Below are 13,433 nucleotides of genomic sequence, written 5' to 3'. Positions count from 1 at the left end.
AAAAATGGATGCGAAGCGAAGACTGTGTCAAATCAAGAACCACTGGCACTGGCTGGTGGGACCGATGGCCCTGATATGGTTGTTGGTGAGAAGCGGCGCCAATCCCAAGCGGCTGACCTATCCGTGCCAGCGGGCGGCGATGCCGGTTGCGGCTTCTTGGGTCTTGGCGGCTGCCGCCTTTTTCGCCGGCAGTCTTCTGCTGAGACGATTCGCCAAAGTGAGCGCGGTTGCAATGGTGCTGGCTGGAGTCATTTGGATGATAGCCGGCTCCCCTGATGTCTCGCAGTCACGGACGGTTCGCTGGCAGATGGAAAGCATCGCGCCACCTCCGGTATGGCAAGTGCCCGACCCGACTTCCAAAGTTGTGGTCCTGGACGGTCTTCGCCCGGCCATGGTCACGTTGGCTGCAGGCGACGCCTCCGTGCCGGATGAGAATCTCAGCGACGATGTTATGGATGAACTGCTGGGCGCGATGACGGCCGAGGGAATTCACCTGTATCGAAATCAGTCACAGCCGGAGGGTGTTGTAGGGGCCGACAACGTCGTGCTTATCAAGGGCAATTTCCAGTGGACAGCCCAGAACGTGACCAGCGCAGACCGGGTCAAGGGTCTGATTTGGCAAATCCTGAATCACCCCGATGGCTTCACCGGCGAGATAATAGTAGCCGATAACACGCAGGATCACGGTACCGGCATCAACGATTTCGACAACAACTCGGATGACCAAGAACAATCAATCGTTGATGTTGTCAACAGCTTCTACGACAAAGGTTACCCGGTGTACCTGGTCGACTGGTTCAGCATGTTCTACGAAGTCGTGTGGGAGTATGAACTGGGCGACATGAGCGATGGTTTTACCTATGACTCTTACACCCGCGTAACGTATCCGAAATTCCGATCTCCATCGGAGCAGTATTACATCTCAGCCGGCAAGGGCATCTGGGATCCGCAGACATCCAGCTACGATTCCTCCAAACTGTGTATCATCAACTTCCCCGTCCTTAAGGCGCATTGGATGGCCGGTGCTACTATCGCGGTAAAGAACTGGATAGGCATGGGCACCATAGCCTATTACAACGAGCGCTACGGCGGTATAGACCCGCTTCACTACACCTACTTGTTTACTCCCTATGCGCTCACGGCACGGATTATGGAGGCAACGTATCCGAGACTGAGTATCGTCGACGCTTCCTGGACCACCTGTGACGGTCCGCACATTTTGGATACTCTTGCCCGCACAAATATGATCCTGGCCTCGACCGATCCGGTAGCGGTGTCATGGTATGCCGCCAAGTACATTCTCACCCCGGTTGCAGATCGTCCGAATGAGACCGATCCCGATCTGGCAACGGGGCTGTATGGCGAGTGTCTGGACAACTGGACAGCCTACCTGGTCGACTCGGCCGGGATGCCGTGCACGAAAGACTCGGCTGAGATCACCGTCTCTGACGGGGGCGTCAATTTTCAAGTCGATACTGCCTTTGGATCGGTTCCGCTGGAAGTCGGTTTTGAAGCTACCTCCCTGCTCTCCGTTAACAGCTGGGAATGGGATTTCGGTGATGGCGGCTCATCCACCACACCATCAGCCACCCACACATACGAAAACCCCGGATTGTACGACGTGACTGTGTCGGTCGATTCAGACGGCGACACTCGTACTCGCACCAAACATCGTTATATCGCAGCCTTGGCCGATACGCTCGCCGCCTCGACCTTCGACTTACCGATCGGAGGGAATATCGAATTGGTCATCAATGGCGCCAATGTCTTACCTCTGAATAGTATTACAATTCCGGTGGAGTTTTCAGGTACATTGGATTTGCAGTACGACTCCATGTCGGTGGCCGGATGTCGAACTGAGTTCTTTGAAGATGTACAGATTCTGCATTACTCGCCCGTGGGCAAAAAACTCACGTTGCAACTTCAAACATCGAGCAACTACCCCGGTTTGCAGGCTGGAACCGGGTCGGTAGTGAAGCTGCACTTTCACACCGTGGGAGCATCGTCGGGCGATTCGGTCGCGATTCTTCTCGATGGCTACACAGTGGGCGCCAGCGATCATCTGCCGCTATTCGCCGGGGTCTGGCCCGATTATGCACCGGCCACAGTCGCGGGCGTCGTCCGGATTTCCGACTGTTGCAAAGACATACGAGGTAATGTCGACGGTGATCCACTGGACGTCGTTGACATCGGTGACCTTGTGTACTTAGTCGACTTTATGTTTTCAGGCGGCGCTGATCCGGACTGCTGGAAGGAGGCGAACATCGACGGTGATCTCATGGGCGATTATACTCATGATATCACCATCGCCGACCTGGTTCATCTGGTTGACTATATGTTCAACGGCGGTCCGCCGCCGGGAGCATGCCCGGCCTGAACCGTAGGTGATGACATGGTCCCCCGGGTGCTGGAAATCAGAAAGGTCGGCACCTCAGCCATTGGAAGGTGGACAAAAAGCTCAAGAGGTTAAAAATGGATGCGAAGCGAAAACTATGTCAAATCAAAGATAACTGGCACTGGCTGGTGGGACCGATGGCCCTGATTTGGCTGTTGGTGCGAAGCGGGGCCAATCCCAAGCGGCTGACCTATCCGTGCCAGCGAGCCGCAATGCCGGTGGCTGGGTCGTGGATATTGGCGGCGGCGGCCTTCCTGGCCGGAAGTCTCCTGCTGAGACGATTCGCCAAAGTGAGCGCGGTGGCGATGGTGTTGGCCGGTGTCGTCTGGATGATTACGGGAGCGCCCGACGTTTCTCAATCGGAGGAAAGACGATGGACGCCCAGTGCAGTCGAAGTACCTCCGGTCTGGGAGGTGCCTGATCCGATTGCAAAAGTTGTGGTGCTGGACAATATCGCACCGAGTCTGACATCATTGGCGGCCGGTAGTGCCTCGGTTCCGGATGCATCGCTCAGGGATGCGGCTATGGACGAACTGCGGAACGTAATGACGACCGAAGGAATTCACCTATACCGTACCGCCGAACATCCTGATGGAATCGTGGGCGCCGACAACGTTGTCGTTATAAAAGGGAACTACCAGTGGACGGCCCAGAATACTACCAGCAATGATCGGGTCAAGGGACTGATTACGCAAATCCTCGAACATCCCGACGGCTTTAGCGGTGAGATAATAGTCGCCGACAACACTCAGGATCACGGCACCGGCATCAACGACGCCGACAACAATTCCGACGACATTCGGCAGTCGATTGGTGATGTCGTGAACACTTTTTACGCCAAGGGATACCCGGTGTTTCTGTTGGACTGGTTCTCCATCTTTTACGCCGTACCGCAGGAGTACGACCAGGGCGACATGAGCGACGGCTATCTGTACGATCCATCGACTCATGTGACCTATCCCAAGTTCCAGTCTCCCTCGGGAGACTACTATATCTCTGCCGGTAAAGGAATCTGGGATACAGAGAGCCAAACGTATGACCTGGAGAAGCTGTGCATAATCAACTTCCCGGTGCTCAAGGCGCACTTTCGCGGCGGTGCAACTATCGCAGTAAAGAACTGGGTGGGCATGGGTACAATTGCCTACTACTATCAACGCTATGGCGGTATCGACCCCTTGCATGACGTCCTCTACTTCGGCCCCTACGCTTTGGTGGCCCGGATCATGGAAGAGACGTGGCCCCGGCTGAACATTGTTGACGCTAACTGGACATCCTGTACCGGGCCCCTAACGCTCGACACGATTGTGCGCACCAACATGCTGTTGGCCTCGACCGATCCGGTGGCCGTATCGTGGTATTCAGCGAAACACATACTGACCCCAATCGCCCAGTATCCGAGTAGCGAAACGAACCCGGATGATTCCCGGAGTCTCTACAACTACAGTCTGACCAATTGGGCGAACTATCTGGCCGACTCAGCCGGTTTGCCCTGCACCATGGACTCCAGCCGAATGATCGCCACCGACGGTGGTGTCAACTTCCACGCCGACACCGTGATTGGCTGGGCGCCGTTCGATGTGACCTTTGAAGGGAGTTCGTCGTTATCGGTGGACAGTTGGACCTGGGCTTTCAGCGACAGCGAAGCCGCCAGCGGTCAGACAGTCAGCCGCACTTTCAACGAAGGCGGTATCTACGATGTCGGTCTCACCATCGACGCCCAGTCCGATGCTCGCACCCGAAACAGACAACATTACATAACTGTCCTGGCCGATACCATTGTCGGCGAGCAGGTCGAAATCGAGAAAGCCGGCTCGGTCGAAGTCACACTGTATGCCACCAACAATGCTCCTGCCGACGACATCATGATTCCCGTCGAATACTCCGGTGATCTCGAGTTGTATTACGACTCCTTCACCGTCGCCGGATGTCGTACCGAATCGTTCACCTATACGCAGATGATTCACCTGTCGCCGGCGACGAAGAGATTCACCTTACGCATGAGAGTGGGAGAAGGCCCCTACCCCGGACTTATGCCGGGCACGGGTCCGATATTGCGACTTTTCTTTCACACCGTCGGCATACCCGATGTCGGTGACAGTGCGGTGATCCAGGTGGATGGGTATCAGTACAGCTCGTTTGATCGACGGCCTACATTCAGTGGTGTGCTGGCCGAATACGAGCCGATCTCGTCAAACGGCGTGGTAAAAACGGTTTCCTGTTGCAAAGATATCCGCGGTAACATCGATGGCGACCCGGCTGATATCGTAGACATCAGCGACCTGGTGTTTTTGGTCGACTTTATGTTCTCAGGCGGCGCCGAACCTACCTGCTGGAAGGAGGCCAACATCGACGGCGATCTGATCGGCGATGTTTTCAAACAAGTGGACATAGCCGACCTTGTGTACCTGGTTGACTACATGTTCAACGGAGCGGCGGCCCCCCCAGCCTGTCTGGTCGAGTAGACCCTCCGTCTCTGCGTCTCGTAGGGCTGTCGCTGCAACGAAGCGGCGGAACAAGTTCGCTTGTTCCGCCGTCTTCCGGTTTTGGCGAAGATGGCAGCCTCACAGGGATGCCGCCCGACCCGAATTGAGTTCAGTATACACGACATACAGGGGCGTTCGTATCGCACCAGGTTCCGCGTAGGGGGCGGCCTTGCGTCGCCCCGAAGGAATTCCCCCTCGACTCCGCTCGGGGTGACTGAAGTCGGCGGACACAAGGCCCGCCGCTGCGCGGTAAGCGCAGCACTAGTTTGTGTCTCGCATTCGGCGGATCACGGTCGGCCGCAACCGTGGTCAGGGACATGCAACCGGTGGCGGACCGCCCGTGTACATGTAATCGATTAAGTACAACAGATCGGTTATCTCAAGCGGGTCGGCGTAGTCGCCGTTGACATCAGCCTCTTCAAAGCACGGCGGCTCGGGACCACCCCGGAACATGAAATCGATCAAATAGACCAGATCGGTGATATCGATCACGCCGTCCATAGGATCGGCGGCGTCACCCCGGATGCCGACGCAGCAGGGCGCCGGGTTGCCGATCATGGGGATGCCACCGAAGAAATCGATACAACTCAAAAGCAGCGTGTCTTTCGTGCCGTATCCATGAGCCACGAAATCGTCGGTGATATATTCCACCGGCAGATTGACCAACAGGCTGTGCCACGATGAGTCGACGGTGACGGCGCAGACACTGCCATTGTTCCAAACCGTAAGAGCAGCCGATCCGCCGCCGACCGGGGTTACGATGGCATTGTCGGACCAGACCGGCGGTGCGGCTATATAGCGGAACTTGCGACTGTCGCCGATAGGATTGCCGTCGACACCATCGAAAGCAAAGGATCGATGAGCGCCTATCACTACCGCGCCGAGATAGTCATGCAGAAAAGATGAGTCGAGCAAGGTCAGGTCAAAGGCGCCTGAGATAGTCGACAGCAATAGATTGCCGTCGTTGTCGAGATACTGATTCATGGCCGCCAGATCGCCTGATTGCAAAACGTTGTTCGATGAGTCGCCGGTGTGCCAGAAGACTATACGATGGTCCGACAGTTTTGCGCCGGACGGGGTACCGTCGGTTTCTTTACTGTGAATCGCATAAGGGATGCGTTGCCGATATAGCACATCGGCATACATCTCTTCATAGTTGCGACCTCGGTCATCATCGACGATCAACACCTGCGGCGGGCCGATGTTGGCCTCAAAGCTGAAGCTTCTGGAGTAGGCGTCACCACCGGCTGTCGATCCCGTAGAGTCACAGCTTATTGTAAGTTCGAATGAATCTATAGTCGGCACAAAGGCATCGGCCAGCACGAACTCGATGGGTGAGGAGTTCATGTAGTCCAGCTCGTCAAAAGTAGCTGCAACCGCGGCCTGCCCGACCGTGACGGTAACATGCGGACTGTTGGCGGTAAGGGTTGCCTGGGCGTTGAAGGCCGTTCGCATTTGGTTGGTGACTCGGCAGTAGAAGCGGATCGTTTCGCCCGGTTCAAAGTAGCCGTCGCCATCGCCACCGGGGGGGGCATCGTCGAGCACCAGCGAATCGTAATTGCTCAGCTCGATATACGGTCGTGACCATTCGAGATCAAAGTCGGCGTACATTATCGAGTCGGAGTTGGAGATATTCCAGACGCCTATCTGCGTGGTGGCGCCGTGCGTAATGCCTGAATCGTTGGTGTGCGTACTGGGGTTGGTCAGATCATGAAAAGCACGCGCCCATGAAGCACCGGGGAAGGGATCACCAGCGTCGCCCCGACTGTTGCCCAGGGCGATTGAGTTTTGACCATCGGCCTGCTCCATAGCGACGTGGTACCAGAGGTGGTTTATGTTCGGCCAGGGAGCGTTGTTGTCGACATGAAAGATGCACAACCCCCATGCAGGCAGGGCCGCGTCGTAGCCAAACGGTTGTTTGTTTTCAACCACCCAAAACTCACTGTCGGTGGTAACGGTGTTGTGCAGTCGATAGGCCACCGGGTTGTCCTCGACCGACGGAATGGCTACCTGGTGCATGTTTTCGGTGACATCGATCAGGTTTAGAAAGCCGACCTCCGATTTGCACCAGGCGATCAACTGCGCCGGTACCCGCGAATCGCCGTTATAGCTGCCTGAAGCCATCAGCGCCCAATTGCCCAACCCGCGCGACGAGGGAGGATCATAGTCGATATCGTACAGGTCCGGCAGACCAAGGAAGTGTCCATACTCGTGACAAAACACGCCGATCGGTGACAGACCGCCCTGGTACTCCTCCGGGTTCATGGTGTAGGCCGACATGGTAACACCGTCGTAGGCCAGCGGCGGTTCGATACTGCTTTTGTGCGACCAGATGCCGTAAGCCCCGGTCTCGGCCCCGGCGCCTGAGTGGATGATAATCAAGCCATCGCAATAACCATCGTTGTTGGAGTCGTACTTGCCGAAATCCGGCACGTCCGGCGCAGCGATCTCCACGGCGTGTCGGGCCAAATCTCTGCCGCGACTCATGCCGTCGTCACCGTTCTCATACCAAGCATACGTCTCCGGTGCTTGATACCAGCCGTAGAGGTCACCTTTTACCAGAAAGGTTCCGTAGGAATTTTCCAGAAAAAAATCGGTCATCGAGCCGGTCGGGTTGAGGTAACCTTCGGAAAAAAGCACCGAGTCGATCAGGCTGGGATCACCTTCAGTGCCGTTTTGCCAGGGGTGGTCGACAAAGTCAACCAGGATGACCAGTAGATGCACGGTATCGATAGCGTCGGTCAAGGCCATGCTACCGGCAAGACGTCGATGGTCGAGCGGTGTGTGCTCTTCCGGGCTGTTGCCTCCGGCCATTCGGAAGGCGTTGAAGGTTTCCACTTTTTTCTTCCAGACTCCCTCGGCCACCCATTTCTCGATGGCTTCGTCGGTCGGCGGGACAGCCCGGGTCATCAGCGGCAGTAGTCCGATGAGAAGCAAACAGACGAGAGCGACTGACAATCGATGCGAGTGCGGTGGTTTATTGGGAGGTGGTGGGGTGTGGCGGCGGGTCTCTGTCATCTTGTCGGTTCCGAAATCAGGCGTGTACATGCCGGTTTCAGGCGGAAAGCGAGACCACGCAATCATTGACAGGCTGCGGGCGGCGATCCGCCGGTGAACATATAGTCAATCAAATACAGAAGGTCGGAAATGTCAACTTGTTCCGAGCCGTCGGCGTTGACGTCGGCCTCGGTCATGCACGGCGGTTCCGGCCCGGTGAGGAACATGTAGTCGATCAAGTAGACCAGGTCAGCTATGTCGATAATACCGTCCATGGGATCGGCGATATCACCCCTGATTCCCTCACAACAACCCGACCCGGCGGATACGATCGGAATGCCACCGAAGAAGTCGACCACGCGCATTATGAGGGTGTCCTTGGTGTTGTATGTACTGAACTGATCGGACAGGTATTCGATGGGAAGCGTCAGTAGCACAGAGTTGTAGGACTTGCGGTAGGTCAGACCGCAGATATCAGGACGTCCCCCCAGGGTCATGGCTGCCTGGCTGCTGTCAACAAGCGAGACCAGGTCGACGTCGAACGGCGACGGCACCGAGGGCATATAGCGGTACTTGGTGTTGTCACCCAATTCGCTGCCGGTAACGCCCTGAAAAAACGGCCAGGCCAGACTGGACTCCCAAATCGCTCCGAGATAGTTGCTCATAAAGGCTGAGTCCAACGTGTGAAGCTGACGAGCACCGGAAATAGTGGATACCATCAGGTTGCCGCCGGCATCGAAGTACGACTTCATGGCTGTAACATCATTCGCATCAAAAACGGAATCGGCGAAGTCACCGGTGTGCCAAAAGACCATGTGGTATTGCTGCAAAGTCGATCCCAATGGAGAGCCGGCGGTATCTTTGTGGTGGATGACGTGGGGGATACGTTGTCGATAGAGAATGTCGTGATACACATCTTCATAGTCGGCACCGCGGTCATCGTCGACAATCAAAATCTGGGGCGGCCCCAGGTCGGTCTCAAGTTGAAACTCGGTTGTGTACCACGCACTGCCCTCGTTCGACGGTGTCGAGTCACTGGTTACGGTGAGCGTGAACGAATCGATCACCGGCACGAAGGCATCGGCCAGGACGAACTCAATCGGTGAGAGATTCGTGTACGAACCGTCATCGAACGAGCTTGTCAGACTTACTTCGGGCACGGTGAATGTCACGTTGGGATTGTCAGTGGCCAGCAAGATCGTGGCGTTGTGGGCCGGACGCATTACGTTGGTCAGCGTGCAGTAGAAACTGATAGTCTCGCCGGGTTCAAGAACATTGTCGCCATCCCCCCCCGGAGGGCTGTCATCAAACTGATACGGATCGGCTCCGACCTCAAGCGGCCAGGGACGCGACCAGTCTACATCCAGATCGGCGGTCATTGTAGAATCAGAGTTGGAGATATTCCAGAGACCGATACGGGTAGTAGCGCCGTTGTTGGAGGGTCCCGAGTTGTTGGTCCGCGTATCGGGAACGGTGAGGTCGTGAAAAGCGCGAGCGTTCGAGCTGCCCGGCCAGACATCACCGGCGTCGCCGAAACTGTTGTTGTAGGCCAGGGCGTTGTCACCATCGGCCTGCTCCATAGCCACGTGGTACCAATCGGGGTTCTGATTGCTGGGGCCGGGCGCGTGCATATCAATATGATAGATGCACAATCCTGATGACGGCAGACCAACATCAAAGCCCACCTGCTGACGGTTTTCGACAACCCAGTATTCGTACACGGTGGAGAGGTCGTTTTGCAGGCGATAGGCCTGGGCATTGTCCTCAACGTTGGAAATCGTAACCTGACTCAGGTTCTCGGCAACATCGGTGAGTTGCAGGAAGCCAATCTCGGCTTTGGACCAGGCGGTCAGGTGCGCCGGTTGACGGGAAGCGCCGTTGTAACTTCCGGTGGCCATCAAAGCCCAATCGCCCAATCCATTGGAGAGCGGTGCGGCACTTACATCGTATAAATCGGGCAAACCCAGGAAGTGACCGTACTCATGGCAGAAGACGCCGATCGGTGATATCTCGCTGTAGGTCTCTTCCGGATTCATGGTGTAAGCGGAGATTCTGACGCCATCTATCCAGACCGGAGTGATGTTGCTCTTGTGCGACCAGATACCATACTCTCCCGTCTCGGCGCCGCCACCGGCATGGATAATGACCAGCCCATCGCAGTAGCTATCACCGTTGGAGTCGTACCTGTTCCAGTTAGCCACGTAGTTGCGCGCCGAGTCCAGGGCTGTTGACGCCACCTCGCGGCCTCTGGTGAGGCCGTCGTCATCACTTACATAATAAGCGTAGGTCTCAGGCATCCGGTACCAGCCGAAGATATCCCCTCTGACAACGAAGTTGCCGTAGGAGTTTTCCAGATAGAAATCGGTCATCGATCCGGTGGGATTGTAAAAGTCCTGGCTGAACAGTACCGAGTCAAACTGATATGGTTCAGCGGCAACACCGCCGACGGTGTATGGGTTGTCCGAGAAATCAACCAGAATGACAATCACGTAGGCGGTGTCGATAACGTGCGCGCTCAGGGCCAACCGCCGGCCGGTTCGGTCTTGCTTCAGAGGTGTATGTATTTCGGGGCTGTCACCCCCTGCGGCCCTGAACGCTTGATGAGCAGCCACGATATCATCCCAAACCCCTTCGGCTATCCATTTCTCGACAGCTTCTTTTGTCGGTGGTGCGGCAAGTGTGGGCAGTTGAATCATGATCGAAACTGCAAGGAGAGCTAATGCTCCCATGATTCGTCTAACGGGGTCCAACTAAGGCTCCTTCATCGTCCAGGTTGTCTATGACTACTTATATCGGCCACAAATGCTTGATCCGCCTGTGCAAATCGGCCCATAAATGGGTTTCTTACGCTACGCGGCTCAAGGCCTCACGCTGGTTCTTCACCCTCTTACCCGGACCCTCCACAACGTCACCCTCAGTCTCGTTCCACTAACAGTAGGTCGAAACCCCTGTGGTTGCGACATCCTGCGCTGCGCGGGGTTTTCAGCCGTCCGTGCTCTTTGGTCCCGCGTTGTGAAACCCAGGGGACCCTCTTACGGGCGGCTTGGCCGCGGCATGGTGAGCGGAGCCGAACCATGAACTTCGGGTTCTCTTTGATCCGCAGAATCCTGCACGCTGGATGCGGGGCGTGACCCGGCGGAACGTGCAATCCGGTCCAACCAAGGTCTGAGGCGGCCGCCCGAATCGAGGACTGGATTCTGGCCTTCGCCAGAATGACATCGAAAATAGGGAACCTACTTTTTCTTCACCTTCTGCTTGCAAAGGACACTGTAGAACTCGTTGAATACGAGTTCGGTAGGTTCTACGCTGAACGGTCCCAACTTGAAAGTATCGTGCAAACCGTCAATCGTTTCACGCAGGAAAACAGATCCTTTATCGCCGGCGACAACTCGCATCACAACAGGCATCTTGAAAGACGCATCGACGTCCCGTGTGACAACATCCCCTTCGACATAGTACCCTTCGTCCTGGCTTGTGATCTTATACTCAACACGATAGTCCGGGAATCCGGTCTCATAAAGCCAGTGTTTGAAAAACCAGTCGAGCGGTTCACCGTAGTGTTTCTCGGCCAGCTTGACGATTTCGTCATTGGTGTAGCTTTTCATGCTTGTGATCAGGGCCAACTCATGCATGAATTTGAGGAAGACCTGATCTGTGTGCGTGCTGACATCGTACATGAGAAGTCTGAGCATGTGCAGGACCCATAGGCCCTTGTTCGACCTGATTTCCTTTTTGGCTCGGCTTCCGACAGCCAACGGGCGATCCCGCTTAAGGTCGTCGACACGATAGACGGAGTCACGCCGGTGCAGCAGGTGGGAATACCCGACCGCACCGAGGGCCGACTGTAGAAACAGGACCCCGGCGTACTCAGGCGCAGCTTCAGTCAGCCACATCTCACGATCCGTGGCCGGCCGCATCAATGATCCGAACCACTGCCGAGCCACCTGCCGTCCGGCTACCGCATGGAAACCACCAAGGGCGTGCATGGAACCCTCGGTGACGCAGGCGATCTGAGGTATGCACATGACGCCGGGCATACTGTAGGTTCCGGCCGGGCTGACGTAAACAGAGAAGGCGCCAACAGGCGGTCCAAACTGAGACGACATGTAATTGAATGCTTCCAGCGTTGTCTCTTCATACGTTTCCTGAGGGATGAAACAGTCCGAATACTTTTTGTCCATCAGTTCCCAGACCAGAAAGTTCAGCGGCAGACCGGATTCGGAAGCGACCGTCATAGTGTCAAGACCGGAAGCGTAACACTGATAGAGATACTCACGGTATGGATTCTGGGGCGTTACTTCGAAGCGCTGGCGTCGTCCGTTGACCTCCTCAGCCGAGCCGATACCGGGCATGAAGTAGTTGAAGTCCTTCGGTGTGACAAATGTGAATGTATGCGGGCTGACTTGTGGGTTTGCCACATAGGGCATGGCGTGGTCGAACTGTTTCCCATGATACCACAGAGTGAAACTCAGGGTGTCTCCCCGCGATCGGTACTGAGGCAGGACAACACCAATAACGGCGAAATCCTTACGGCGGTGGAAATCGACCGGCTGGCCATCGTAGTATATGGAGTCTGTCTTCAGGTTATGATGCAGGAACAGAGTGACGAATTTCATGCTGTCGGCATTGACCAGCACTTGAATAGTCGTCTGTGCTCCTTCAAGAAACTTGCCGTCGAGACCGGACATCTCAATCTCGGCCTGACGGTCGAGGATCGTGGTCGAGTAGTTAATATCCGACATCAGAGCATCCTGGTAGACGTTGCGTTCCTGTCTCTGGAAAAGCGCGCCGTCGGTGGCCACGATGTCACCGCCCTGGTATTCGTATGCCACCTCGACCTCTTCCGGCCGGTTGGGGTCGAACATGTAGACATATCGATTGAAGTCAATCCAGAAGAAACCATCGGAACGGCGTTCATAGATGGAACGAAGCAACTGGAAGTAGTTGTCGTAAGTGTGGTGGATGATCGGTCGGAAGAAAATCTCTCCCTGTGGCTTCTTGGCGCCGATGTTGAACTGCTTCCATTTCATCTCAGTGGTGTCGGTGGTAAATCTCTCCTTAACCTTGAGATCGAAGTCATCCCCTATTCGGATAAAACAGGTTTTGAACACCTGGTCGACCAGACTGTCACCTGAGACGGCCATCAACGACTGCCGTTCCATGTGCGACGGAATCTCTATCCGGGCACTACCCTTACCGATAAAGATCGCTGTGGTGGGACGTTCATTCACATATCGCAGTAGATAGAGATCACCCTCCTCAAAAGTAAACGTGGCCACATCTTTTTCGTACACGAAGTCGCTGATTGTGGCCTTTTCGCAGGCATGGTTCATCAGGTCTTCAGAAAGCACTCCGTAGTCGCTCTTGAGCTTCCGGAAGAAATCCGTTTCAGCCTGAGAAACAGAGACGAGCAACAAGACGATCAGACAGATGTTCAATATTCTCTGGCGGTACATTAAGACTCCCTTCATGTAGTCAATTTATCAGTAAGACGTACCGACAGCCAAAAGCGTCCAATCGTTGCCCGCCCGGGTGACTGTCCGGCGCCTACTCGGTCA

At 55.6% G+C, this 13,433-nt stretch carries 5 protein-coding genes; 2 read left to right on the top strand and 3 right to left on the bottom strand.

The window, feature by feature from the left end; all coding sequences use genetic code 11:
- The first annotated feature begins 4 nt into the window (after nt 1–4).
- Complete coding sequence (locus OEV49_01785; GenBank protein ID MDH3889787.1) at nt 5–2,377, top strand: DUF362 domain-containing protein; 2,373 nt, start codon at nt 5–7, stop codon at nt 2,375–2,377.
- A gap of 95 nt (nt 2,378–2,472) precedes the next feature.
- A complete protein-coding gene (locus OEV49_01780; GenBank protein MDH3889786.1) occupies nt 2,473–4,857 on the top strand; it encodes a DUF362 domain-containing protein in 2,385 nt (794 codons plus the stop codon).
- A 330-nt stretch (nt 4,858–5,187) separates the two neighbouring features.
- Here OEV49_01780 and OEV49_01775 read toward each other — a convergent pair whose 3' ends face one another.
- The 3 genes from OEV49_01775 to OEV49_01765 all read right to left on the bottom strand — a co-directional run bounded on the left by OEV49_01775 (nt 5,188) and on the right by OEV49_01765 (nt 13,331).
- Entirely contained in the window at nt 5,188–7,926 is a 2,739-nt protein-coding gene (locus tag OEV49_01775; protein ID MDH3889785.1) for a M6 family metalloprotease domain-containing protein, read from the bottom strand.
- A 32-nt stretch (nt 7,927–7,958) separates the two neighbouring features.
- Entirely contained in the window at nt 7,959–10,625 is a 2,667-nt protein-coding gene (locus OEV49_01770) for a M6 family metalloprotease domain-containing protein (protein MDH3889784.1), read from the bottom strand.
- 483 nt (nt 10,626–11,108) lie between these two features.
- Nucleotides 11,109–13,331 (bottom strand): hypothetical protein, encoded by a 2,223-nt coding sequence (locus OEV49_01765; GenBank protein MDH3889783.1) that lies wholly within the window; start codon nt 13,329–13,331, stop codon nt 11,109–11,111.
- Between the last annotated feature and the right edge of the window lie 102 nt (nt 13,332–13,433).

Source organism: Candidatus Zixiibacteriota bacterium, from assembly GCA_029860345.1.
GTDB lineage: Bacteria > Zixibacteria > MSB-5A5 > GN15 > FEB-12 > JAJRTA01.
This window is presented reverse-complemented; position numbering and strand designations above follow the sequence as displayed.